Genomic DNA, 26079 nt, shown 5'->3' on the forward strand with positions numbered 1-26079 from the left:
CCCTCGAGTCGCCATGGAATTTATCCGCAACCGTATCGAAACCCAGCTGATGAGCCTCACCGGCCTGTCGCTGGGCCAGCTGGACCTGGAAAACCCCAAGGGCGATCCAGGCCTGTTCGGGCCGGACTCGGTCAGTTGGCAAGTCCATGGCGATTTCAGCAGCATGTTGATTGGTGGTATCAGCGCCTTGATGCTGCAAGCCTTGCACCCGCTGGCACTGGCGGGTGTGTGGGACCACTCGAATTTTCGCCAGGACATGCTTGGGCGCTTACGGCGCACCTCGCAGTTTATTTCCGGCACCACGTTCGGCTCGCGCAAAGACGCCGAATGGCTGATCGAAAAAGTGCGCACCATTCACCTGCAAGTGACGGGGCATGCCCCGGACGGGCGACCTTACGCGGCCAGTGATCCGGCGCTGCTGACGTGGGTGCATGTGGCGGAGGTCAGCAACTTCCTCGCGGCCCACCTGCGTTACTGCAACCCGCGCCTTTCGGGTCGGGATCAGGACCGCTACTACAGTGAAATTGCGTTGGTGGCCGAACGCTTGGGCGCGCGGCATGTTCCGCGTTCACGGCAGGAAATTTCGGATTACCTGGCACGCATTCGTCCGCAACTGCTGTGCGACGAGCGCAGCCGCGAAGTGTTGCGTCTGCTGCTCAATGCACCGTCACCCAGCACGCTGGCCAAACCTTTTGGCGCGCTGATGATGCAGGCGGGGATCGACTTGCTGCCGGACTGGGCAAGCAGCCTGCTCGGGCAACACCAAAGCCCGCTGCAACGGCAAATGGTCCGCGCCGGGGTCAAGCGCAGTGCGCCGTTGCTGCGCTGGGCGATGCGCAATGGCTCGGTGCAGCGTGCCCATCGGCGGATGGGGTTGATGTAGGCCGGCGCCTATAGCTGTTAAACTCCGCGCCCCATTTACAGCAAGGCGCGCTCCATGACTCCCTTGAATCAGGCGCTGCGCGCCGCCCTCGATTATCGCCAAGACCTGATCAACGAGTTGCACGCCCAAGGCACTGACTGCTACCGCTTGTTTCATGGCAGCCAGGAAGGCGCCGGCGGCCTGTCTATCGACCGTTACGGCCCACAGTTGCTGGTGCAGAGTTTCCATCAATCCCTGGAAACAGCTGACCTCTTGGACCTGCACCAACTGATCAACCAGTTCATGGGCCTGGAATTGCTGCTGGTCTACAACGATCGCTCCCGTGGCAACTCGCGCATCGACCGTGAAGACACGGTGTACCGCGCCGAGCCTGCCGCGCTGGTAGACCTGGTTGGCCACGAATGGGGCCTCAATTATCGCGTGCGTGGGCGCCACGCCGGGCAAGACCCGCTGCTGTTCCTGGACCTGCGCAACACCCGCGGCTGGGTCAAGGCGCACAGCGCCGGCAAGAGCGTGCTCAACCTGTTCGCCTACACCTGCGGCGTCGGCCTGAGCGCGGCGGCCGGTGGCGCGCGTGAGGTGTGCAACCTGGACTTCGCCGAGGGCAACCTGGCGGTCGGTCGCGAAAACGGTCTGCTCAACCCACAATTGCCAACCATGGAATTCGTGCAGTCCGACTACTTCCCGGCGATTCGCCAACTGGCGGGCTTGCCGATCACTCAACGTCGCGGGCAGAAACTGCCGAGCTATCCACGCCTCGAGCAGCGCCAATATGACCTGGTATTGCTCGACCCACCGGCATGGGCCAAGAGCGCCTTCGGCACCGTTGACCTGTTGCGTGACTACCAGAGCCTGCTCAAGCCTGCGCTGCTCGCGACGGCCGACAATGGCGTGCTGATCTGCTGCAACAACTTGGCGAAAGTCAGCATGGATGACTGGCGCGAACAGGTGCTGCGTTGCGCTGAGAAAGCCGGCCGCCCGGTACGCGATTGGCAAATCATGACGCCGGGCGCCGACTTCCCTTCCCAGGACCAGCAGCCACCGTTGAAAACCCTCATCCTGCAGCTGTAGTACTTTTCCCAAGAGGCCCGGTGCTTCGGAACCGAAATCCCGTGCCATACTCCAAGGCACTCCTGTTCGACATAGATGGCGTCACTCATGCCCAAAGGATTGATCCGCGCCGCTGGCGCCTTGTTGACCGCCCTGGCTCTGTACAGCTTGCTGGGTTTTCTGATTCTGCCGGGCATTGCCCTTCGTATTGCCAATCAACAGCTGGCCCATTACGCCACGGTGCCGGCACGCATCGAGCGTATCGAACTCAATCCGTTCAGCCTGGAAGTGACAGCCTGGGGCTTGAAAATCGGCGAACCAGGCAAGGAGCAAGTGGGTTTCGAGCGTCTCTACGCCAACCTGCAGATCGACAGCCTCTGGACTCGTGCCCTGCACCTGGCCGATGTGCAACTCGATCAACCCAAGACTGAGCTGCTGTTCAACAAATCCGGCCAGCTGAACCTGGCGCAGTTGTTCAAGCTGCCGCCGAGCGAACCGACTCCGGCCGACCCGAACGCCAAGCCGTTCCCGCTGCGCATCGACAGCATCAAGCTGGCGGGCGGCTATGTGCATTTTCAAGACCTGCGTCCCAGCGAACCGATCGAATTCCTCTACGACAAACTCGACTTTGAACTGAAAAACCTCAGCACCTTGCCGGAAGACAACGCCGACATGACGCTGGTGGCCGCCGGCCCCGAGGGTGGGCAGATCGACTGGAAAGGCAACTTCAGCCTGGTACCGATCACGTCCGAGGGCACGCTGAAAGTCACCGACGGCAAGATGAAAGCCTGGTGGCCGTATGTCCGTGACGCCGTGCCGCTTGTGCTGGAAGACGGTGTGCTGAATTTCAGCACCCACTACACATTCAGCCTCGCCAAAGAAACCGAACTGAACCTGACCAACACGGCGGCCAGCATTGCGCCGTTTGCTATCAAGGCGCCCGATGGCCGCCCATTGGTGCGCCTGGAACGCTTGGACGTCAGTGACACCACGGTGGACCTGGCCAAGCAGCACGTGGTGGTCGGCAAGATTCGCAGCAACAAGCTGGAAACCTGGGCCGCCCGCGAAGCCGATGGGCAATTGGACTGGCAAAAACTGTTCGCCAGCCAACCGAGCAAACCGGCCAAGGCGCCCGAGCCCGCCACCGCGCCGGCGACGGCCGACTCGCCAAAGGCTGAACCGGCCGCACCTAGCAAGCCCTGGCAGGTACTGCTCAAGGATGTGCAGCTGCGTAACTATCAGGTGCACCTGGCCGACCGTCAGGCCAAACCTGCGGTAGCGCTGGAACTGGGGCCCTTGAACGTCGATGTGCAGAACTTCGACAGCCTGAACCAAAGCCCGTTTACCTTGAAGGTCGACTCCGGCCTGGGTAAACAAGGCAAGATTCAGGCAACCGGCGAGGTCAATCTCAACCCGGTCAGCGCCAAACTCAAAGTGAATACCCAGGACATCGACCTGCGGGTTGCTCAGTCCTATATCAGCCCGTTCATTCGGCTGGAACTGCGCAGCGGTATGTTGGGCAGCAACCTGGATGTAAACCTCAAGAGCACCGAGCCCTTGGCGCTTCAGGTCACCGGCCGCGCTCAGGTCGACCAATTGCACACCCTGGACACGCTCAAGACCCGCGACTTCCTCAAATGGCAGCGCCTGGTGCTCGAAGGTGTCAATTATCAACACGGCGACAGCCTGTCGATCGACAAGGTCAACCTGCTGCAACCGTACGCGCGCTTCATGATCAATGATGACCGCACCACCAACATCGATGACCTGTTGATCCCGCAGCCGGCCGACAGTGGCGCCAAATCGGCAGCCAAGCCGGCGGCCAGCAAAGATAAGCCGTTGGGCATCAATATAGGGCAGATCGCGATCAATGACGGCTCGGCCAACTTTGCCGACTTCAGCCTCACGCCCAACTTTGCCACGGCCATTCAACAGCTCAACGGGCAGATCGGCACCATTGACAGTCGCCAAGCCAAACCGGCCAGCGTCGACATCAAGGGCAAGGTGGATCGCTATGCGCCAGTGACCATCAAAGGCAGCGTGAACCCGTTTGATCCGATGGCGGCGCTGGATATCGCCACCAGCTTCAAACGCGTCGAGTTGACCACGTTGACGCCGTACTCCGGCAAGTTCGCCGGTTTCCGCATCCGCAAGGGCAGGCTTAACCTGGACCTGCATTATGTGATCACCAAAGGCCAATTGAAGGCTGAAAACAAAGTGGTGGTTGAGCAACTGCAACTGGGTGAGAAAGTCGACAGCGCCGACGCCGTGGATTTGCCGATTCGCCTGGCCATTGCCCTGCTCAAGGACTCCGACGGCAAGATCTCCATCGAACTTCCGGTCACCGGCGACCTGAACAACCCGCAATTCAGTGTGATGCCGATTGTCTGGCAAACCCTGCGTAACCTGGTGGTGCGCGCGGCGACGGCGCCGTTCAAGTTCATCGGTGGGCTGGTGACGGGCGGAGGCTCGGAAGACTTGGGCAATGTGTCGTTCGCCCCAGGCTCCAGCGAGTTGAACAAAGACGCTCAAGGCGCGCTGGACACCCTGGCCAAGGCACTCAAAGAGCGCCCTACCCTGCGTCTTGAAATCGAAGGCACGGCGGCTGCCAGCAGTGACGGCCCCTTGCTCGCTGCCGAGCGACTGGAACGTGAATATCAGTACAACTACTACAAGATACTGCAGCGCCGTGGCGATAAGGTTCCGGCCCAGGCTTCGCTGCTGGTCGTACCCGAGAAGGAAAAAGCGCCATTGCTGGAAGGCATCTACCGCACCCGCCTGAAACAGCAACCGCCGGCCGAGTGGAAAGACTTGAGCAGCGATGAACGCACCGCGAAGCTGCGTGACGGGCTGATCAAGTTCTGGGGCGCCAGTGATGTACTGCTGCGTCAACTGGGGCAAGACCGAGCCAGTGCCATCAAGGACTACCTGGTGGACAAGGGCCAGTTGGAAGATGACCGGGTGTACTTCATTGATGCCAACCTGGGGCAGGCGGAAAAGGATGGCCGGGTGGTAACCCCAATGCATCTGGATGCTGAGTAACACCTGAGCGACACCCATCCAAACGTGGGAGCTGGCTGGCCTGCGATGCACACACCTCGGTCATTCAGTTGAATCGAGGTGATGCTATCGCGGGCAAGCCAGCTCCCACATTTGTGTGTAATCGACTTAGGTCTTTTCTGCCCAGAATAGAACAGGCCCCGACACAAGTGCCGGGGCCTGTAATGACCACATCCGTGTGGTCGGTCGCATGAACTCCAGAGGTGCCTTGGGTGGATATCTAACTCACCCTAAGCCGCCGCCATTCAGTTCAGACGAACAGTGAAGCGTTACTCTGCTTTCAGGCCATCGGCCGATACAGCTTTAACGCCCTTGATTTTCTTGGCGATATTCACCGCGGTGGTTTTCTGTGCTTCAGTCACTGCGACCGAAGAGGACAGAGACACTACGCCTTTGTTGGTTTCGACTTTGATGTCGGTGCCAGGAATGCCTTTCTCGGTTACCAGGTCAGCTTTTACTTTGGTGGTGATCCAGGTATCGGAAGTGGCGCCCTTGGCGTCAGCTGCTGCGCCTTTGGTTTTGTCGACGTTGTCGGCTTTAGTTGCGCCGCCTGCCAGCAGGCCGTCAGCAGATACAGCGGTCACACCTTTGATGCGCTTGGTGATTGCTACTGCAGTGGCTTTCTGCGAATCAGAGATCGCTACGGTCGACGACAGGGAAACCACACCTTTGTTGGTTTCAACCTTGATGTCCGAACCAGGAATGCCTTTCTCGGTCAGCAGGTCAGCTTTGACTTTGGTGGTGATCCAAGTATCCGAAGTGGATTCTTTGGCTTTGGTCACTTCGCCAGCGGCCATGGTCATTGGAGCTTGGGAAGTCTGAGCAAAGGCCACGTTAGCACCCATGGCCAGGGTCAGAGCGGTAGCAGTAGCGAGAGCGAACTTCTTCATACGAGTAACTCCTGTTTTATTGAAAGTCTGCAGTGGGTAAACCTTGATGCTGCAGCGTTAACAGGGTTATTGCAGGCAGTGTGCCAAGTCGCGCTTTCGAATTAAATCCTTATAAAACAATGACTTATAAAAAGCGCCAATTTTCGGAATCGTGCAACTTGCATGAAGAAGACCGTTCTTGCATGCAAGTTGCGGCTTTTGGGATTTACTAAGCATCTGATTTATCGGCATTTTCCTACGCGCATAAAAAAAGGACTCCGAAGAGTCCCTTTTTTCAGCATGAGGCCAGGGTAATTAAACGCCCGAAGCCTTGGCTGCTGCTACGTCCTTGATGGACAGCTTGATACGGCCGCGGTTGTCCACGTCCAGTACCAGCACTTCCACTTCCTGACCTTCTTTGAGAATGTCGGTCACTTTCTCAACACGAGCGTCGCTCAGCATGGAGATGTGAACCAGACCGTCTTTGCCCGGCAGGATGTTGACGAATGCGCCGAAGTCGACGATGCGTTCAACTTTACCGACGTAGATCTTGCCGATCTCGGCTTCTGCGGTGATACCCAGAACGCGCTGACGTGCAGCTTCTGCAGCTTCTTTGGTTTCGCCGAAGATCTTGATCGAGCCGTCGTCTTCGATGTCGATCGAAGCCTTGGTCTCTTCACAGATCGCACGAATGGTCGCGCCGCCTTTACCGATAACATCACGGATTTTGTCGGTGTCGATTTTCATCGCGATCATGGTCGGAGCATTTTCCGACAGCTCGGTGCGCGACTGACCAATGATCTGGTTCATCTGGCCGAGGATGTTCAGGCGCGCTTCCAGGGCTTGGCCCAGAGCGATTTCCATGATCTCTTCGGTGATGCCCTTGATCTTGATGTCCATCTGCAGCGCGGTAACACCTTTAGCGGTACCGGCTACTTTGAAGTCCATGTCGCCCAGGTGGTCTTCGTCGCCCAGGATGTCGGTCAGGATGGCGAACTTCTCGCCTTCTTTAACCAGGCCCATGGCGATACCGGCAACCGGAGCCTTCATCGGCACACCAGCGTCCATCAGCGCCAGGGAAGCACCGCAGACCGAAGCCATGGAGCTGGAACCGTTGGACTCGGTGATTTCCGACACCACACGGATGGTGTACGGGAACACGTCGGCAGCAGGCAGCATGGCTGCAATCGAACGACGGGCCAGACGGCCGTGACCGATTTCGCGACGACCAGCACCACCCATGCGACCACACTCACCTACCGAGAACGGAGGGAAGTTGTAGTGCAGCATGAACGGGTCTTTTTTCTCGCCTTCCAGGGTGTCCAGCAGCTGTGCGTCACGGGCAGTACCCAGCGTTGCAACTACCAGAGCCTGAGTTTCACCACGGGTGAACAAGGCCGAACCGTGGGTCTTCGGCAGAACGCCGACTTCGATGTTCAGCGGACGTACGGTGCGCGTGTCGCGACCATCGATACGCGGCTTGCCGTTAACGATGTTTTCGCGAACGGTGCGGTATTCGATTTCACCGAAGGCAGCTTTGACGTCGCTGGAAGAAGGCTGGCCTTCTTCGCCGGACAGCTTGGCCACAACCTGTTCCTTCAGCTCGCCCAGGCGAGCGTAGCGGTCGGCCTTGACGGTGATGGTGTAGGCGTCGGAGATCGCAGCGCCGAACTCGGAGCGGATAGCACCCAGCAGTTCAGTCGCTTCGGCTTGTGGAGCCCAGGTCCAAGTCGGCTTGGCAGCTTCGGCGGCCAGTTCTTTAACAGCGTTGATCACAACCTGGAACTCGTCGTGAGCAAACAGTACCGCGCCCAGCATCTGGTCTTCGGTCAGCTCTTTGGCTTCCGATTCAACCATCAACACGGCTTCCGACGTACCGGCAACGACCATGTCCAGGCTCGACGCTTTCTGTTGTTCGTAAGTCGGGTTCAGCAGGTAGCCGGTGCTTTCATGGAAAGCAACGCGAGCTGCGCCGATCGGACCATCAAAAGGAATACCGGAGATGGCCAGGGCAGCCGAAGTACCGATCATCGCAGCGATGTCCGGATCGGTCTTCTTGCTGGTGGAAACGACGGTGCAGACAACCTGCACTTCGTTCATGAAGCCTTCTGGGAACAGCGGACGGATCGGACGGTCGATCAGTCGGGAAGTCAGGGTTTCTTTTTCGGAAGGACGGCCTTCGCGCTTGAAGAAACCGCCAGGGATCTTACCGGCAGCGTAAGTCTTTTCCTGGTAGTGAACAGAAAGAGGGAAGAAGCCTTTGCTTGGGTCAGCGGTCTTGGCGCCAACAACGGTCACCAATACGGTAACGTCGTCGTCAACGGTGACCAGCACTGCGCCGGAGGCTTGACGGGCGATACGGCCTGTCTCGAGGGTAACGGTCGACTGACCGAACTGGAATTTTTTGATAACCGGGTTCACGGTGTCCTACCTTCTTTGTGGCTCTTGGGGAACTTGTCTTCTTGCGAAATTCTTGGGCAATGCAGGGAATCGGCCCGACGCTCGTCCAGGGTAAAACGTGTATCCAGATAAAACTTGAGGCTGGGAGCCTGCCATGGGCCAGCGGGAATCCCACTGACACACGGCAGACAACCAACCTCTAGCGCAATCGCTGATTAGCGACGCAGACCCAGGCGACCGATCAGAGCCTGATAACGACCCAGATCCTTGCCTTTCAGGTAGTCCAGCAGCTTACGGCGCTGGTTTACCATGCGGATCAGACCACGACGGGAGTGGTGATCTTTACCGTTGGCCTTGAAGTGACCTTGCAGCTTGTTGATGTTGTGGGTCAGCAGTGCAACTTGCACTTCTGGCGAACCAGTGTCACCAACAGCTTGCTGATAGTCAGCTACGATTTGTGCTTTTTCTTGAACGTCGAGAGCCATGAGGCAATCCTTTTTTCAGGAAACCACCCAAAGGGTGATCTCAACAGGCCAGGGAAAAATCCCTGTATCTAAAAATGAGTGTTGACCGTGCCTGTTAACAGCCACACTCGTTCGGTCATTCTGACCGAATCAGTCGACGCGGCGCGATGCGCCCGTCTTCGCTCACTTCACCGATACCGATGAAGCGACCGTTATGATCCTGTACCCGCACCATACCGAACTTCGGAGCATCCGGGGCACGTACCGGTTGGCCATTGAGCCAGTAGAACGCGCTGTGCTCCGAGAAGTGCAGCAATGGCCAATCCAGCAAACCGCTGTCCGATGGCATCAGGAAGCGATCAACTGCTTCATTGCCGCCTTCGGCATGTACTGCTTCCAACTCTTCCAGCGTGACCGTCTGGGCCAGACTGAAAGGACCGGCCTGGGTGCGTCGCAATTCTGCAACGTACGCGCCGCAACCGAGCTTTTCACCAATATCTTCCACCAGGGTACGGATATAGGTGCCTTTGCTGCAGTCCACGGCCAAGCGGGCAGTGTCGCCTTCATGGGCGAGCAATTCCAAGCGCGCAATAGTAACAGAACGCGGTTCGCGCTCCACTACTTCACCCGCACGTGCCAGCTTGTACAGAGGCTGGCCATCACGCTTGAGGGCCGAGTACATCGGCGGTATCTGACTGATTTGCCCACGAAAACCGGGTAAAGCAGCTTCAATATCAGCACGACCAACGGTCACGTCACGAACCTGCAGAACATCACCCTCGGCATCGGCCGTGGTGGTGGTCTTGCCCAGTTGCATCAGGGTTTCGTAACCCTTGTCGGAATCGAGCAGGTATTGCGAGAACTTGGTCGCCTCACCAAAGCACAACGGCAGCACGCCGGTGGCCAGGGGGTCGAGACTGCCGGTGTGCCCGGCCTTCTCGGCATTGAGCAGCCAGCGAACTTTCTGCAAGGCAGCATTGGAGGTAAAGCCAATGGGCTTGTCGAGCAGAATGATGCCGCTGACGTTGCGACGGATACGTTTGACCTGAGCCACCGCTTACTCCTTGGCGTCTTCAGGTGTGGACGGGTGCTGGCTGTCTTCAGCCACGGCGCGCTCGATCAGCGCCGACAGGTGCGCACCACGCACGACGCTTTCGTCGTAGTGGAAGTGCAACTGAGGCACGCTGCGCAGCTTCATTTCGCGGGCCAACTGCATGCGCAGGAAACCTGCAGCCGAGTTGAGCACCTTGATGCTTTGCGCGATTTCTTCGCTGCTGTCCTGGCCCATCACGGTGATGAAGATCTTCGCGTGACCTACGTCGCGGCTCACTTCAACGGCGGTGATGGTGACCAGGCCAACGCGTGGGTCTTTGACTTCGCGACGGATCAGTTGGGCCAGCTCGCGCTGCATCTGATCGCCGATACGCTGGGTACGGCTGTATTCTTTTGCCATGTCTTGTTACCTGTTACTGCCACACGGTGAAACCAGTGGGGTCTGAAAGCGGCAAACGCCCGGCCTGACAAAAGCCAGACCGGGCGTTGCGTTTAGAGTCCGTACGCTGCGCGGGGCATCTGCATGCCCACGCGCCGCGTGGCTCCGGAAGTGCGCGAGTTAGAGGCTGCGAGCAACCTGAACCTTCTCGTAGACTTCGATCTTGTCGCCAGCTTTGACGTCGTTGTAGCTCTTGACGCCGATACCGCATTCCATGCCGGCACGCACTTCGGAAGCGTCATCCTTGAAGCGGCGCAGGGATTCCAGCTCGCCTTCGAAGATAACGATGTCTTCACGCAGTACACGGATTGGACGGTTACGGTGCACAACACCTTCGATAACCATGCAACCGGCGATCGCGCCGAATTTCGGCGAGCGGAACACGTCACGCACCTCGGCAACACCCAGGATATTCTCCCGAACGTCGCTGCCAAGCATACCGGTAAGGGCTTTCTTGACGTCTTCGATGATGTCGTAGATGACGTTGTAGTAACGCATGTCCAGGCCTTCCTGCTCGACGATCTTGCGAGCGCCAGCATCGGCACGCACGTTGAAGCCGAACAGTACAGCGTTGGAAGCCAGTGCCAGGTTGGCGTCGGACTCGGTGATACCACCGACACCGCCACCGACAACGCGCACTTGCACTTCGTCGTTACCCAGGCCGTTCAAGGCGCCGTTCAACGCTTCGAGGGAACCACGGACGTCAGATTTGAGGACGATGTTAAGCGTCTTCTTCTCTGCCTGGCCCATGTTTTCGAAGATGTTTTCCAGCTTGCCGGCGTGAGCACGGGCCAGTTTGACTTCGCGGAACTTGCCTTGACGGAACAGAGCCACTTCACGGGCTTTCTTCTCGTCGGCTACTACGCTCATCTCATCGCCAGCGTCCGGGGTACCGTCCAGGCCGAGAATCTCGACAGGGATGGAAGGACCGGCTTCCTTGATTGGCTTGCCGTTCTCGTCGAGCATGGCACGTACACGGCCGTAGTTCGAACCGACCAGCACCATGTCGCCTTGGCGCAGCGTACCGTCTTGAACCAGAACGGTTGCAACCGGGCCACGACCTTTGTCGAGACGCGATTCAACCACAACACCGCGACCCGGGGCCGATGGCGTTGCTTTCAGTTCGAGTACTTCAGCTTGCAGCAGGACCGCTTCGAGCAGCTCGTCTACACCGGTACCGACTTTTGCCGAGACCGAAACGAACGGCGTATCACCGCCCCACTCTTCGGACGTCACGCCGTGAACCGACAGCTCGCTACGGATGCGATCGAGATCGGCGCCCGGCTTGTCGATTTTGTTCACGGCAACAACCAGTGGAACACCAGCGGCCTTGGCGTGCTGGACAGCTTCAATGGTCTGCGGCATCACGCCGTCGTCCGCTGCAACCACCAGAATCACGATGTCAGTCGCCTTGGCACCACGGGCACGCATTGCGGTAAACGCGGCGTGACCAGGGGTGTCGAGGAAAGTGACCATGCCGCGTTCGGTTTCAACGTGGTATGCACCGATGTGCTGGGTGATACCGCCGGCTTCGCCAGCAGCTACCTTGGCACGACGGATGTAGTCGAGCAGCGAGGTCTTACCGTGGTCAACGTGGCCCATTACGGTCACAACTGGCGCACGGGAGAACGACTCACCTTCAAACTTCAGGGACTCGGCCAGGGAATCTTCCAGGGCGGTGTCGCTGACCAGGGTCACTTTGTGGCCCAGCTCTTCAGCAACCAGTTGGGCAGTTTCCTGGTCCAGTACCTGGTTGATGGTCGCTGGAGTACCCAGTTTGAACATGAACTTGATGATTTCAGCAGCCTTGACCGACATCTGATTGGCGAGATCGCCAACCGTGATGGTCTCGCCGATCTGCACATCACGCACGACAGGGCCCGTTGGGCTCTGGAAACCGTGGGCGTTGCGCTTTTTCAGCTTGGCCTTGCCGCGACCACCACGACGGAAGCCATCGCTTTCTTCGTCGGTAGTACGTGGAGCAACGCGTGGAGCAGGCGCTTTCTCTTTGACCGAGGCACGATGTGGAGCGTTTTTACGCTCGCCATCGCCACCACCACCGCGACGATTGTTATCGTCGGCACGTGGTTTGTCCGGACGACGAGGCTCGTCGCGCTTGCGAGCGTCTGCTGCAGGAGCAGGTGCAGCGGCAACCGGAGCAGCCTCACGCACAGCTTCAACAGGCGCTACAGGAGCGGCGACCGCGTCAGTACCAGCAGGTTGCGCAGCAGCAGGCTGGCGGCGCGCTTCTTCTTCGGCGCGACGCTTGGCTTCTTCTTCAGCCTTCTGACGAGCAGCATTCTCTACTGCGCGACGTTCATCCAGTTCGCGTTTGCGCTCGGCTTCGATTTCTTCCGGGCTGCGCTGTACGAAGACTTTCTTCTTGCGTACTTCAACGCTGATGCTCTTGCTACCAGCAACACGCAGGGTGCTGGTGGTTTTGCGCTGCAATGTAATCTTGCGCGGTTCTTCCACTTTCGCCTTGTGGCTGCTCTTCAAGTGAGTCAGCAAAGACTGCTTCTCACTGTCGCTCACACCTTCATCGGCGGCGGTGTGCGGCAGACCTGCCTCACGCATCTGCTGCAACAGGCGCTCTACCGGTGTTTTGACCTCATCGGCCAGTTGTTTCACCGTGACTTGCGTCATGCACTTCTCTCCTCAGGCCGCGCCTAGTTACTCGAACCAATGGGCTCGGGCGGCCATGATCAACTTGCCGGCACGATCATCGTCAATGCCGTCGATGTCGAGCAGATCGTCAATAGACTGCTCGGCCAGGTCTTCGCGGGTAATTACGCCGCGCACCGCCAGTTCCATCGCCAAATCCTTGTCCATACCCTCAAGCGAGAGCAGGTCTTCGGCCGGATGGGCGTCTGCCAGCTTTTCCTCAGTAGCGATGGCTTTAGTCAACAAACGATCCTTGGCCCGAGCGCGAAGCTCGTTGACGGTGTCTTCGTCAAAGCCGTCGATGTTGAGCATTTCTTCCAACGGTACGTAGGCAATCTCTTCCAGGCTGGTGAAGCCTTCATCTACCAGCACCTGCGCCAGGTCTTCGTCGACTTCCAGCTCGTCGATGAAGTTGCGCAGGATGTCACCGGTTTCAGCTTGCTGCTTAGCCTGGATGTCCGATTCGGTCATCACGTTCAGGGTCCAGCCGGTCAGTTGGCTGGCCAGACGCACGTTCTGACCACCACGACCAATGGCCTGAGCCAGATTATCTGCGCCAACGGCGATGTCCATTGCATGGGCATCTTCGTCAACGATAATTGCCGCCACTTCAGCCGGCGACATGGCGTTAATTACGAACTGCGCCGGGTTATCGTCCCACAGGACGATGTCCACACGCTCACCGCCCAACTCGCCCGACACTGCCTGGACGCGCGAACCGCGCATACCAATGCAAGCGCCCTGCGGGTCGATGCGTTTGTCCTTGGAGCGGACCGCGATCTTGGCGCGCGAACCCGGGTCGCGGGACGCAGCCATGACTTCGATCAGGCCTTCGGCAATTTCCGGCACTTCGATACGGAACAGCTCGATCAGCATTTCCGGCGCGGTACGCGACAGGATCAGCTGAGGGCCGCGGTTCTCGGTGCGGATTTCCTTGAGCAGCGCACGCAGACGCACGCCGACACGGAAGGTTTCACGAGAGATGATGTCTTCGCGGGCCAGTAACGCTTCAGCGTTGTTGCCCAGGTCAACGATCACGTTGTCGCGGGTAACTTTTTTCACGGTACCGGAGATGATTTCACCCAGGCGCTCGCGATAAGCGTCAACGACTTGAGCGCGCTCAGCTTCGCGAACCTTCTGCACGATGACCTGCTTGGCGGTCTGTGCAGCAATACGGCCGAATTCGATCGACTCGATCTTTTCTTCGACGACATCACCGACCTTGGCGCCAGGGTGCGTTTCAGCAACCTTGCTCGGCCAGGTTTCGATGGCCGGATCATCAAGATCGGCTTCTTCGACGACCGTCCAGCGACGGAAAGTCTCATAGGCACCGGTGTGGCGGTTGATTTCCACACGCAGATCAACTTCGTCTTCAAAACGCTTTTTGGTAGCAGTGGCCAGGGCCAGCTCCAGCGCTTCAAAAATCACGTTTGCCGGTACGCCCTTTTCATTGGATACCGACTCAACAACCAGCAGTACTTCTTTGCTCATCGTACGCCTCGCCTTTCGCAAGCCATTGGATCCGCGGGATCCGCGTCTCAGTCAAAACTGGGAATAATGTTGGCCTTGTCGATCATATCGATCGGCAACAGGAATTCATGGTCTTCTACCTGCACCACGACATCCTGTTCTTCTACACCGCGCAGAAGGCCCTGAAAGTTGCGTCGCCCTTCAAAGGGAGAACGCAGCTTGATCTTCACTTGTTCACCGGCAAATTTTGCAAACTGATCAATAGTGAACAGTGGGCGTTCCATGCCAGGCGAGGAAACTTCGAGGGTGTATTCAACGGAAATCGGATCTTCAACATCCAGGACACCGCTGATCTGACGGCTGACAATGGCACAATCGTCCACCAGCACGCCGCCCTCTTTATCGATATAAACGCGCAACATTGAGTGGCGACCTTGAGCCGAAAACTCAATACCCCAGCATTCATAGCCTAGGGCCACGACCACCGGGGCCAGCAAGGCCTGCAACTCTTCTAGCTTGCTCGACACCTGAACCCCCTCGTGCATGTATGTGCATGCTGTGCAAAATAAAAAAATGGGCGAAACGCCCATCCTTGAAACGCCGTCGAACAGCGGCGTTGAAAGTGTCCAGCTAACAAAAAGCCCCTTAAAAGGGGCTCCGCTAAAACTGGTTGCGGGGGCCGGATTTGAACCGACGACCTTCGGGTTATGAGCCCGACGAGCTACCAGACTGCTCCACCCCGCGACAAAGCTGGGGCGGAAGTATACGACCGATCCCTTACAGGGTCAATGTAACCTTCCACCTACAAGAAAGCCCGCAACAGCGGGCTCTCCTGATAATTGGTACCGAGAAGGGGACTCGAACCCCTACACCCTATGGGCACAACCACCTCAAGGTTGCGTGTCTACCAATTCCACCACCTCGGCAATACAGCGTTTACAACCCTTCTTACTTCTGCTCTTGAGCTGGAGGTACGTCAGTCGCTGGAGTAGCCGACTTTTGCTCTTGAAGCACCGGGACATCATCAGAAGCCGGTTTTGCTTTTGGTACTTCCAACACTGCTGGATTTGGGAGACCTACTTGAGTCAGCACATGAGCTTTCTCTTTAGCAAAGTAACCTAACCCCAAGCTGGTTATGAAGAAACCGGCGGCAAGTATAGCAGTAAACTTACTAAGAAAGGTAGAGGAACCTTGGCTTCCGAACACAGTATTTGAAGCACCTGCACCGAAAGACGCACCAGCATCCGCACCTTTACCCTGTTGCAACAAAACCAGGGCAACTACGCCCAGGGCAGCCAACAGATGAAAAACGACTACGACTGTTTCCAGCATTTTTTCAGTTTCCCGCGGCGCGACAGATCGCACCGAACTCATCTGCATTCAGGGAAGCTCCACCAATGAGCCCCCCATCGATATCCGGCATGCCGAACAGTTCGACCGCATTGGCCGCCTTCACGCTGCCGCCGTATAGAAGCCGCACACCTTGCGCGACTTCAGAATTCTCTGCCGCCAACTGAGCGCGGATGGCTGCGTGCACATCCTGCGCCTGTTGCGGTGTAGCAGTCAGCCCGGTGCCAATGGCCCAGACCGGCTCGTAAGCAATGACTGCCTTTGCAAACGCACCAACACCCAGCTCCTCGATGATGCTGCCCAGCTGACGCGAGACAACTTCAAGAGTCTTGCCCGATTCACGCTGCTCCAGGGTCTCCCCTATGCACAACACTGGAATCAAGCCACAAGCCTGTGCCGCTGCGAACTTGCGATTGAGCGTCCCATCACGCTCGCCCATCATCTGACGGCGCTCGGAGTGCCCGACAAGCACATAGGAACAACCCGCATCTACCAGCTGACTCGGCGAAATCTCGCCGGTCAACGCACCTTGCATGGGCTCCACCGCAGAGTTCTGCGCGCCGACCTGAATCGACTTACCTTTCAAGCCATCAACAACCTGGTTGATATGCAAGCAAGGCGGGAAAACCGCAACATCAACACCGCTAGGCAAGGCCAAGTGACGAAGGCCATTGATCAGCTCAGCGACACTGGCGCGGGTACCGTGCATCTTCCAGTTACCAGCTACCATAGTGCGACGCATGCTGTACCTCGTCGGTCAAAGTGGGCGCAGATGTTACCCAACCACATCATCACTGGCAAGCCGAATTCAGGCGCAAATTTCAGTTACCAGTTTTGCCAGGTCTTCGGCATGGCCACGAACCTGTGTTTCGTCTTCGCCCTCGACCATGACGCGCACCAGAGGCTCTGTGCCGGACTTGCGCAACAGCACCCGCCCACGCCCCGCCATTGCCAGGGTCACGCGCTCGCACGCGTCTTTGACAGCTGGGTGCTCAATCGGGTTTTCGCCACCGGCAAAACGCACATTGAGCAGAACCTGCGGGCACTTACGCAGCGCCTGTCGCGCCTGAGCGAGACTCTCTTCACGGCGACGCAACGACAACAACACTTGCAGAGCAGCAATGATGGCATCGCCCGTGGTGGTGTGCTGGAAGCAGACAACATGCCCGGAGTTTTCACCCCCCACCTGCCAGTTACGCTCCAGCAGCTCGGCGATCACATACCGGTCACCGACGTTGGCGCGTACGAACGGAATACCCAGCTCAGCCAGAGCGAGCTCAAGCCCGAGATTACTCATCAATGTGCCGACGACACCACCTTGCAGCTTGTTACGCTCATGCAGGTCGCGAGCGATGATAAACAGCAGGTCATCGCCATCAACCACGGTACCGGTATGATCCACCATCAACACGCGGTCGCCATCGCCATCAAAGGCGATGCCCAGGTCGGCATGCTCAGCCAGAACGGCCGCCTGCAGCTGCCCCATGTGGGTAGAGCCGCAATTATCATTGATGTTCAAGCCGTTCGGTTGCGCCGACAGCACCGTCACGTCCGCACCCAGCTCTTTGAATACACTTGGAGCCACCTTATAGGTTGCACCGTGGGCACAGTCGATAACGATCTTCAGCCCGGCAAAATTGGTACTGCTCGGCACGCTGCTCTTGCAAAACTCGATATAACGGCCCGATGCATCGTTGATACGCGAGACCTTGCCCAACTTGCTGGACTCAACCACCGTCATCGGTGCATCCAGTAGCTCTTCAATCATCAACTCGATCTCATCCGGCAACTTGGTGCCCTGGCCCGAGAAGAATTTGATGCCATTGTCATCATGGGGATTGTGCGACGCACTGATCACGATACCGGCTTCAGCGTGAAAGGTACGCGTCAGGTAAGCGATCGCAGGCGTCGGCATTGGCCCCAACAGCATCACATCAGCACCGGCGGCGGACAAACCCGCCTCCAGCGCGGATTCGAACATATAACCCGAAATACGGGTGTCCTTGCCCACCAGAATCCGGCAAGCGCCCATGCTACGGAACGCCATGCCTGCCGCCCAGCCCAGCTTGAGCATGAAATCAGGAGTAATCGGGAATTCACCGACCCGACCGCGAATACCGTCGGTGCCAAAATATTTTTTAGTCATAAGTGCTCCGTCATTCTTATTCGGCTGATTCTACAGCGGCAATCATACGCACCACATCGACTGTCTCGGCGACATCATGCACGCGCAAAATTCGCGCGCCTTTGGTCATGGCAAGCGCAGCAAGCGCCAGACCGCCGTACAGCCGCTCGCCTACCGGGCGGTTCAAGGCCAGCCCTATCATGCTCTTGCGCGAAACACCGACCAACAAGGGCCGACCAAGGGCGTGCAGGGCTTCCATATGTTTAAAGAGGCTCAAATTGTGCTGAAGCGTCTTGGCAAAGCCAAACCCGGGATCAAGGATGATCTTATCGGCAGCGATTCCCGCCTTGGCGCACTGAGCGATCCTTTCAACAAGAAACCCACTCACTTCACTCACCAGGTCGTCATAATGCGGGCTGTCCTGCATGTTGCCGGGCTCTCCCAGCATATGCATCAGGCACACCGGAAGGCCGGTTGCCGCCGCGGCATCCAGGGCTCCGTCTCGCTGTAGGGAGCGCACATCGTTGATCAGGCCCGCACCCAGGCGCGCCGTCTCACGCATTACTGCCGGCGTGGATGTATCAACCGAGATGATCACATCAAGCTCGCGGGCGATACGCTCAACTATCGGTGCAACGCGCTCCAGCTCCTCCAAGGGAGAAACAACACGCGCTCCGGGGCGAGTCGATTCGCCACCAACATCAATCAACGTTGCTCCCGCCAGCACCATAGCCTCGGCGTGACGCAACGCAGCGTCCTGCTGACTGAAACGGCCGCCGTCGGAAAAGGAATCAGGAGTTACATTAAGAATGCCCATGACGTGTGTATGGGCCAAATCAAGAACCCGGTTGCCGCAAGGCAACCGGGTGGAGGACGACGCAGAAGTCATTTCAAACCTTAGTGGTCAGCCGCAGGGCCACCGATCGGGGTTTCAGGGCGTTCGTTCTGAACCACTGGCGGGGTGCCAGAGGTGCCTGAACCGCCTTCCCAGTCGCGAGGCTCACGAGGCGTACGACCGGCCATAATGTCGTCGATCTGGTCGGCGTCAATGGTCTCGTACTTCATCAGCGCATCAGCCATTGCATCCAGCTTGTCGCGGTTGTCAGTCAGGATCTGCTTGGCAGTGCCGTAGCACTGGTCAATGATGCTGCGCACCTCGGAGTCGATCAGCTTGGCCGTCTCACCGGAGAAGCTGGCGCTTTGACCGCCGCCGCCACGCCCCAGGAACACTTCGCCATCTTCTTCGGCATACATCAATGGACCAAGTTTCTCCGACAAGCCCCACTTGGTCACCATGTTTCGCGCAATCTGGCTGGCGCGCATGATGTCGTTGGAGGCACCGGTGGTCACACCGTCAAAGCCCAAGGTCATTTCTTCAGCAATTCGGCCACCGTACAGCGAGCAGATCTGGCTGATCAGCGCTCGCTTGGAGAGGCTGTAACGATCCTCTTCCGGCAGGAACATGGTGACACCCAGCGCGCGACCACGAGGGATGATCGACACTTTGTAAACCGGGTCATGCTCAGGCACAACACGACCCACAATGGCGTGACCGGCTTCGTGATAAGCGGTGTTCTGCTTCTCTTTTTCAGACATGACCATGGATTTGCGCTCGGCACCCATCATGATCTTGTCTTTTGCCAGCTCGAACTCTTTCATTTCAACGATGCGCTTACCGGTACGGGCAGCGAACAACGAAGCCTCGTTCACCAGGTTGGCAAGGTCTGCACCGGAGAAACCTGGCGTGCCACGAGCAATCACGGCAGGCGCCACGTCGTCGCCCATCGGTACTTTGCGCATGTGCACTTTCAGAATCTGTTCGCGACCGCGGATGTCCGGCAGGCCAACCACCACCTGACGGTCAAAACGACCTGGACGCAGCAGCGCAGGGTCCAATACGTCAGGGCGGTTAGTCGCAGCAATGACGATGATGCCGTCATTCATTTCGAAGCCGTCCATCTCCACCAGCAACTGGTTGAGGGTCTGCTCACGCTCATCGTGACCGCCGCCCATGCCAGCACCACGATGGCGACCAACAGCGTCGATTTCATCGATGAAGATGATGCACGGTGCGTGCTTCTTGGCCTGTTCGAACATATCGCGAACACGGCTGGCACCCACACCAACAAACATTTCGACGAAGTCAGAACCGGAAATGGTGAAGAACGGCACTTTGGCTTCGCCGGCAATCGCCTTGGCGAGCAAGGTTTTACCGGTACCCGGAGGACCAACCATCAATACGCCGCGTGGAATACGGCCACCCAGGCGTTGGAACTTGCCCGGATCGCGCAGGAACTCGACCAACTCACCAACTTCTTCCTTGGCTTCGTCGCAACCTGCAACGTCAGCCAGGGTTGTCTTCACCTGATCCTCGGAGAGCAGGCGTGCCTTGCTCTTGCCGAAGCTCATCGGCCCACCCTTGCCTCCCGCACCGCCTTGCATCTGGCGCATGAAGAACATGAACACAGCGATAATCACCAGTATCGGGAAGCTGGCCACCAGGAGTTGAGTCCAGATGCTCTGCTGCTCAGGCTGCTTGCCTTCGACGACTACGTGGTTATCCACCAAATCGCCAATCAGACCGTTGTCCTGAATAGCCGGACGAATGGTCTTGAAGCTGTCGCCATCGTTGCGCTTGCCGGTGATCACATAGCCATCAACCGCTACGCGCTCGACCTTGCCATCCTTAACTTGCTGGATGAAGTCGGAATAGTTGAGGGTCTGCGGCTCGTTAGGGCTGGAGAAGTTGTTCATCACCGTCACCAGGACTGCCGCGATGATCAACCACAGGATCAGATTCTTTGCCATATCGTTCAATTAACTACCCTCTGAAGCAAGCTCCGCTACTGGCGCGCGCTTCGCATGATATTCACCGGCCTAACTTACTACATTACCTACAACTCTGGCAGGCGCCGTCTGTAACCCTTTGTGAAACTTTGACTACACAATATTCGTAAAGCTTCGTGACGAAAGCGATATAAAAAAACCTATCGCCTTCCTCGAATTCCTCAAAAACGCTCTTCACTCGCCGCACCTTCAACACCGCGGAAGCCGCGGCACAACAGGTATTGCTCTCGAGACCTGTCCCGAGAAGAGTCTGGCTTGCGCGTTTGCACCTTGTCGAACAACTTGCGAATGTTCTTGTGGTACTCGTCAAAACCTTCGCCCTGGAAGACTTTCACCAGAAAATCCCCACCCGGACGCAACACCCGACCCGCCAAATCCAGCGCCAGTTCACACAGGAACATTGCGCGCGGCATATCGACGGCCGGTAATCCACTCATATTGGGGGCCATGTCGGAAATCACAAGGTCTACCTGCGAATTTCCCACCGCCTCGAGGATCTCTGCGAGCACGGCGTCCTGGGTGAAGTCACCGTGAACAAAGGTCACATCCGGGATGCTGTCCATTTCCAGGATGTCGGAAGCAATCAAACGGCCCTGCCCACCAATCAGACGACTGGTCACCTGGGACCAACCACCAGGGGCCGCGCCAAGATCAATAACGCTCATGCCGGGGCGAATCAATTTGTCCTTGTCCTGTATCTCAAGGAGCTTGTAGCTGGCCCGCGAACGGTACCCGTCCTTTTGCGCCTTTTTGACGTAAGGATCGTTGAAATGCTCTTGCAGCCACTTAAGGCTAGTTTTGGAACGGGCCACGGGCCACCTCGAAAAATAAAACGGGTCGTGATTAACTGGGCGGTCCCGGACTCGCTCGGGTAAACTGGCCGCCGCTTTTTACAAGATCAGACGCAGGGGTCAGATTATGCCGCTCACTCAAGAGCAGAAGAAACAGTACAAATCCATTGGCCACCATCTGAAACCAGTTCTGATTGTGGCAGACAACGGTTTGACTGAAGGTGTGTTAGCCGAACTTGAACGCGCATTGGGCGATCACGAACTGATCAAGATCAAGGTCAACATCCTTGACCGCGAAGCGCGTTTGGCCGCCGTTGCAGAACTGTGCAAGGTCGGCAAAGCGGATCTGGTTCAGGTCATTGGCAAGATGGCGCTGCTGTATCGCAAGAACTTCAGCGTCAACAAGCAACTGTCGAACGTACACCGCTTCAAGTAATAAAAGGGTCACGGGCGTGCTTCGCGCGCCCCGCCACTCCATCCTGGCGCCGGTTGCAACACCAGCACCAAGCCGGAGAACCCTAGCACAAGATAGCTGAATAGCTGCCAGCGCAACGCTTCCGGCAGCCACGTATGCACCACGCAAAACATTGCGCATGCGTACAGCGCCATCAACAGCAGTTGGCCGCGAATATCCCGCCACAAACTCCCCAAGCCTTCGGCCTTGATCAGCACCAGCACCTGGAGCGTCACGCACGCCGCCGCAAAACCTACCAGCAGCGCGCTGAGCAATCCGTCGATTTCATCGATCAACAACGGCGCCAGGCCAATCAGGCCCAGCGTCGGCAGTAAACCAATGTGTAACAACCACACGCCGCCCACCCAAAGCATCTGGGCAAGCTGCCAAAGCATGGCGCCCGCACGAAGCGGGCGCCGTCTTTCAGATGTGACGAACTTCAACAATCTCGTACTCGATTACGCCACCAGGTGTTTTCACCGCCACCACGTCACCCTCTTCCTTGGCAATCAAGGCGCGGGCAAGAGGCGAACCAACCGAGATCTTGCCGAGTTTGAAGTCAGCTTCGTCCTCGCCGACGATGTGATAAACAACGCGCTCATCCGTCTCGACGTTGGCGATTTCCACGGTGGTACCGAAAATCACTTTGCCAGTATGCGGGATGGTCGTGACGTCGATGATCACCGCGTTCTGCATACGGCCTTCGATGTCACGGATCCGCGCTTCGACCATACCCTGCTGCTCGCGAGCAGCATGGTATTCAGCGTTTTCCTTCAAGTCACCCAGCTCGCGAGCCGTACCGATGTCCTGGCTCAGCTTCGGACGGACGACCTTGGTCAGATGGGCGTGTTCCTCTTCCAGGGCCTTGGCGCCCTGGACAGTCATTGGGTATTTGGTCATGCCTTCAATCCTGCGTGTAGATCCTGCAAGCGACGCACGGTCTTTTCCGGACCGAACTTGAGCGCTTCGCAGATGGCTTCGCCAGCAGCAATGGTAGTGGTGCAGTAAATCTTGTGCTGCAAGGCATTACGACGAATGGAGTAGGAGTCCGCGATCGACTGGCGACCTTCGGTGGTGTTGATGATCAGGGTGACTTCGTCATTCTTGATCATGTCGACCACGTGCGGACGGCCTTCCGTCACCTTGTTCACGCGACGCACTTTCAGGCCGGCAGCTTCGATCAGCTTGGCGGTCCCGGCAGTGGCCACGACTTCAAAGCCCAAGTTGATCAGATCACGGGCCACGCCTGCAACCAGCGGTTTGTCATCATCACGCACACTGATGAACGCGGTACCGCCAGTCGGCAGTACTTCGCTTGCACCCATCTGGGCTTTGGCGAACGCTTCACCGAAGGTGTCGCCCACACCCATCACCTCACCGGTGGACTTCATCTCTGGGCCCAGGATCGGGTCCACGCCAGGGAATTTGGCGAAGGGGAACACCGCCTCCTTCACGCTGTAGAAGTTAGGAATGATTTCCTTGGTGAAGCCGATTTCCTTCAAGGTCTTACCGGCCATCACACGGGCAGCAATCATCGCCAGGGAAACACCGATGCACTTGGAAACGAATGGCACGGTACGCGAAGCACGCGGGTTGACTTCGATCACGTAGATGTCTTCGCCTTGCAGCGCCAACTGTACGTTCATCAGGCCGACCACGCCCAGTTCCAGAGCCATCTTCTTGACCTGCTCGCGCATCTCGTCCTGGATGTGCGCCGGCAGCGAGTATGGCGGCAGCGAGCATGCGGAGTCACCGGAGTGAACGCCCGCCTGTTCGATGTGCTGCATGATCGCGCCAATCACTACGTCGGTGCCGTCGCAGACAGCATCCACATCCATCTCGATGGCGCAGTTGAGGAAGTGATCCAGCAGCACTGGGCTGTCGTTGGACACTTTCACTGCATCACGCAGGTAACGCTTGAGTTCTTCTTCTTCGTAGACGATTTCCATCGCACGGCCGCCCAGCACGTAGGACGGACGCACCACCAGCGGGTAACCGATCTTGCTGGCTGCGCGGATGGCTTCGTCTTCGCTGCGCACGGTGGCGTTTGGCGGCTGACGCAGGTTCAAGCGCTCAACCATCTGCTGGAAGCGCTCACGGTCTTCGGCACGGTCGATGGCGTCAGGGCTGGTGCCGATGATCGGCACGCCGGCTGCTTCCAGGGCGCGAGCCAGTTTCAGCGGAGTTTGGCCACCGTACTGGACGATCACGCCTTTTGGCTTCTCGACCCGGCAGATTTCCAGCACGTCTTCCAGAGTTACCGGCTCGAAGTACAGACGGTCGGAAGTATCGTAGTCAGTGGAAACGGTTTCCGGGTTGCAGTTGACCATGATGGTCTCGTACCCGTCTTCGCGCAGGGCGAGAGCGGCGTGTACGCAGCAGTAGTCGAACTCGATGCCCTGGCCGATACGGTTTGGACCGCCGCCCAGAATAATGATCTTGTCGCGGCCCGACGGCGCGGCTTCGCACTCTTCCTCGTAGGTGGAGTACAGGTACGCAGTGTCGGTGGCGAACTCGGCCGCGCAGGTGTCAACGCGCTTGTAGACCGGAAAGATATCCAGCTTGTGACGATGCGTACGCAGGTTCTTCTCGGTCACACCCAGCAGCTTGGCCAGACGCTGATCGGAGAAACCTTTGCGCTTGAGGCGGAACATCAGGTCGCGGTCGATGGAGGACAGACCAAGGGTCTTGACCTTCTCTTCTTCCTTGATCAGATCTTCGATCTGCACCAGGAACCACGGGTCGATCATGTTCATGCCGAAGATTTGTTCGACAGTCATGCCGGCGCGGAAAGCATCGGCCACGTACCAGATGCGCTCGGCACCCGGCACGGTCAGCTCGCGCTTGAGCACGCTCATGCTTTCCGGGTTGCTCAGGTCGAGCTTCTCGTCCAGACCGCAAACACCCACTTCCAGGCCACGCAGGGCTTTCTGCAGGGACTCTTGGAAGGTCCGGCCGATGGCCATGACTTCACCGACGGATTTCATCTGGGTGGTCAGGCGAGCGTCAGCCTTGGCGAATTTCTCGAAGGCAAACCGTGGCAGCTTGGTCACGACGTAGTCGATGGACGGCTCGAAAGATGCCGGCGTAGCGCCGCCAGTGATTTCGTTTTGCAATTCGTCCAGGGTGTAACCGATCGCCAGCTTGGCAGCGATACGCGCAATCGGGAAGCCGGTGGCTTTCGATGCCAGCGCCGAAGAACGCGATACACGCGGGTTCATCTCGATCACGACCATACGGCCGGTGTCCGGGCAGATGCCGAACTGAACGTTGGAACCGCCGGTTTCCACGCCGATCTCACGCAGTACCGCCAACGAGGCGTTACGCATGATCTGGTATTCCTTGTCCGTCAGGGTCTGCGCAGGAGCAACGGTGATCGAGTCGCCGGTGTGCACGCCCATCGGGTCGAAGTTTTCGATCGAGCAGACGATGATGCAGTTGTCCTTTTTGTCGCGGACAACCTCCATCTCGTACTCTTTCCAGCCGATCAGGGATTCGTCGATCAGCAGCTCTTTGGTCGGCGACAGGTCCAGACCACGGGCGCAGATTTCTTCGAACTCTTCACGGTTGTAGGCAATACCGCCACCCGTGCCGCCCATGGTGAAGGACGGACGGATGATGCACGGGAAGCCGAGCTTCTCGAGGACCGCATTGGCCTCTTCCATGCTGTGGGCGATACCGGAACGCGGGCAATCCAGGCCGATGGACTTCATGGCCTTGTCGAAACGCGAGCGGTCTTCAGCCTTGTCGATGGTGTCGGCATTGGCGCCGATCATCTCTACGCCGAATTTTTCCAGGACGCCTTCGCGCTCCAGGTCCAGGGCGCAGTTCAGTGCGGTCTGGCCGCCCATGGTTGGCAGCAGCGCGTCCGGACGCTCTTTCTCGATGATCTTGGCAACGGTCTGCCATTTGATCGGCTCGATGTAGGTGGCGTCGGCCATGTCCGGGTCGGTCATGATGGTGGCCGGGTTGGAGTTCACCAGGATGACGCGGTAACCCTCTTCGCGCAGGGCTTTACAGGCCTGGGCGCCGGAGTAGTCGAATTCGCAGGCCTGGCCGATCACGATCGGGCCAGCGCCGAGAATCAGGATGCTTTTTATGTCTGTACGTTTTGGCATGGGTTTGTCACTCAAATCCGCAGGTCAGTCGGCAAGCCGTCT

General features: G+C 57.9%; 21 protein-coding genes and 2 tRNA genes. 4 read left to right on the plus strand and 19 right to left on the minus strand.

What is annotated here, in order from left to right:
- The first annotated feature begins 13 nt into the window (after positions 1–13).
- The 3 genes from C4J83_RS25840 to C4J83_RS25850 all read left to right on the plus strand — a co-directional run bounded on the left by C4J83_RS25840 (position 14) and on the right by C4J83_RS25850 (position 4975).
- Positions 14–883 carry an oxygenase MpaB family protein gene (locus C4J83_RS25840; protein WP_106579248.1) on the plus strand — a complete coding sequence of 290 codons (870 nt, stop codon included), beginning with the start codon at positions 14–16 and terminating at the stop codon, positions 881–883.
- A gap of 54 nt (positions 884–937) precedes the next feature.
- Positions 938–1954, plus strand: a complete 1017-nt coding sequence (locus C4J83_RS25845; RefSeq protein WP_124418488.1) for a class I SAM-dependent rRNA methyltransferase — start codon at positions 938–940, stop codon at positions 1952–1954.
- An 87-nt stretch (positions 1955–2041) separates the two neighbouring features.
- A complete protein-coding gene (locus C4J83_RS25850) occupies positions 2042–4975 on the plus strand; it encodes a DUF748 domain-containing protein (protein WP_124418489.1) in 2934 nt (977 codons plus the stop codon).
- Positions 4976–5262: 287 nt separating this feature from the next.
- Here C4J83_RS25850 and C4J83_RS25855 read toward each other — a convergent pair whose 3' ends face one another.
- The 16 genes from C4J83_RS25855 to rlmE all read right to left on the minus strand — a co-directional run bounded on the left by C4J83_RS25855 (position 5263) and on the right by rlmE (position 21486).
- Complete coding sequence (locus C4J83_RS25855) at positions 5263–5883, minus strand: BON domain-containing protein (RefSeq protein ID WP_119741050.1); 621 nt, start codon at positions 5881–5883, stop codon at positions 5263–5265.
- 294 nt (positions 5884–6177) lie between these two features.
- Positions 6178–8283: a polyribonucleotide nucleotidyltransferase gene (gene pnp, locus C4J83_RS25860; RefSeq protein WP_119741048.1), complete on the minus strand. Its 2106-nt coding sequence runs from the start codon at positions 8281–8283 to the stop codon at positions 6178–6180.
- A gap of 194 nt (positions 8284–8477) precedes the next feature.
- Complete coding sequence (gene rpsO, locus C4J83_RS25865; RefSeq protein WP_003176135.1) at positions 8478–8747, minus strand: 30S ribosomal protein S15; 270 nt, start codon at positions 8745–8747, stop codon at positions 8478–8480.
- A gap of 115 nt (positions 8748–8862) precedes the next feature.
- Positions 8863–9780: a tRNA pseudouridine(55) synthase TruB gene (gene truB, locus C4J83_RS25870; RefSeq protein ID WP_106579253.1), complete on the minus strand. Its 918-nt coding sequence runs from the start codon at positions 9778–9780 to the stop codon at positions 8863–8865.
- Positions 9781–9783: 3 nt separating this feature from the next.
- Positions 9784–10179 (minus strand): 30S ribosome-binding factor RbfA, encoded by a 396-nt coding sequence (gene rbfA, locus C4J83_RS25875; protein WP_016973761.1) that lies wholly within the window; start codon positions 10177–10179, stop codon positions 9784–9786.
- Between the two features lie 159 nt (positions 10180–10338).
- The gene (gene infB / locus C4J83_RS25880) at positions 10339–12864 is read right to left on the minus strand and encodes a translation initiation factor IF-2 (protein ID WP_106579254.1); all 2526 of its coding nucleotides are present in this window, start codon (positions 12862–12864) and stop codon (positions 10339–10341) included.
- 27 nt (positions 12865–12891) lie between these two features.
- A complete protein-coding gene (gene nusA, locus C4J83_RS25885) occupies positions 12892–14373 on the minus strand; it encodes a transcription termination factor NusA (protein ID WP_008057419.1) in 1482 nt (493 codons plus the stop codon).
- Positions 14374–14420: 47 nt separating this feature from the next.
- A complete protein-coding gene (rimP, locus tag C4J83_RS25890; RefSeq protein ID WP_003235029.1) occupies positions 14421–14879 on the minus strand; it encodes a ribosome maturation factor RimP in 459 nt (152 codons plus the stop codon).
- A 140-nt stretch (positions 14880–15019) separates the two neighbouring features.
- Positions 15020–15096, minus strand: a tRNA-Met gene (locus tag C4J83_RS25895).
- 96 nt (positions 15097–15192) lie between these two features.
- Positions 15193–15278: transfer RNA gene (locus C4J83_RS25900), tRNA-Leu, on the minus strand.
- Positions 15279–15300: 22 nt separating this feature from the next.
- Positions 15301–15684, minus strand: a complete 384-nt coding sequence (gene secG / locus C4J83_RS25905; RefSeq protein ID WP_010206600.1) for a preprotein translocase subunit SecG — start codon at positions 15682–15684, stop codon at positions 15301–15303.
- Between the two features lie 4 nt (positions 15685–15688).
- The gene (gene tpiA / locus C4J83_RS25910) at positions 15689–16444 is read right to left on the minus strand and encodes a triose-phosphate isomerase (RefSeq protein WP_003194193.1); all 756 of its coding nucleotides are present in this window, start codon (positions 16442–16444) and stop codon (positions 15689–15691) included.
- 66 nt (positions 16445–16510) lie between these two features.
- Positions 16511–17848: a phosphoglucosamine mutase gene (gene glmM, locus C4J83_RS25915; RefSeq protein ID WP_106579255.1), complete on the minus strand. Its 1338-nt coding sequence runs from the start codon at positions 17846–17848 to the stop codon at positions 16511–16513.
- A 16-nt stretch (positions 17849–17864) separates the two neighbouring features.
- Positions 17865–18716 carry a dihydropteroate synthase gene (gene folP, locus C4J83_RS25920; RefSeq protein ID WP_124418490.1) on the minus strand — a complete coding sequence of 284 codons (852 nt, stop codon included), beginning with the start codon at positions 18714–18716 and terminating at the stop codon, positions 17865–17867.
- Between the two features lie 8 nt (positions 18717–18724).
- Positions 18725–20635 (minus strand): ATP-dependent zinc metalloprotease FtsH, encoded by a 1911-nt coding sequence (gene ftsH, locus C4J83_RS25925; RefSeq protein WP_106579257.1) that lies wholly within the window; start codon positions 20633–20635, stop codon positions 18725–18727.
- Positions 20636–20835: 200 nt separating this feature from the next.
- On the minus strand, positions 20836–21486 hold the full coding sequence (gene rlmE / locus C4J83_RS25930) for a 23S rRNA (uridine(2552)-2'-O)-methyltransferase RlmE (protein ID WP_034117848.1): 651 nt from the start codon (positions 21484–21486) through the stop codon (positions 20836–20838).
- 106 nt (positions 21487–21592) lie between these two features.
- Here rlmE and C4J83_RS25935 point away from each other — a divergent pair, with 106 nt between their 5' ends.
- Entirely contained in the window at positions 21593–21901 is a 309-nt protein-coding gene (locus C4J83_RS25935; RefSeq protein WP_106579258.1) for a YhbY family RNA-binding protein, read from the plus strand.
- Between the two features lie 8 nt (positions 21902–21909).
- Here the strand turns inward: C4J83_RS25935 and C4J83_RS25940 are convergent, their stop codons facing one another.
- From C4J83_RS25940 to carB, 3 genes are read right to left on the minus strand one after another with little or no spacing between them, the layout of a single operon-like run.
- On the minus strand, positions 21910–22314 hold the full coding sequence (locus C4J83_RS25940) for an MFS transporter (protein WP_106579259.1): 405 nt from the start codon (positions 22312–22314) through the stop codon (positions 21910–21912).
- 28 nt (positions 22315–22342) lie between these two features.
- On the minus strand, positions 22343–22819 hold the full coding sequence (gene greA / locus C4J83_RS25945) for a transcription elongation factor GreA (protein ID WP_083356716.1): 477 nt from the start codon (positions 22817–22819) through the stop codon (positions 22343–22345).
- The gene (gene carB / locus C4J83_RS25950) at positions 22816–26037 is read right to left on the minus strand and encodes a carbamoyl-phosphate synthase large subunit (protein WP_106579260.1); all 3222 of its coding nucleotides are present in this window, start codon (positions 26035–26037) and stop codon (positions 22816–22818) included. The genes greA and carB overlap by 4 nt, the downstream gene beginning before the upstream one ends.
- Positions 26038–26079 lie beyond the last annotated feature (42 nt).

Source organism: Pseudomonas sp. LBUM920 (assembly GCF_003852315.1).
In the GTDB taxonomy this organism is placed as follows: Bacteria; Pseudomonadota; Gammaproteobacteria; order Pseudomonadales; family Pseudomonadaceae; genus Aquipseudomonas.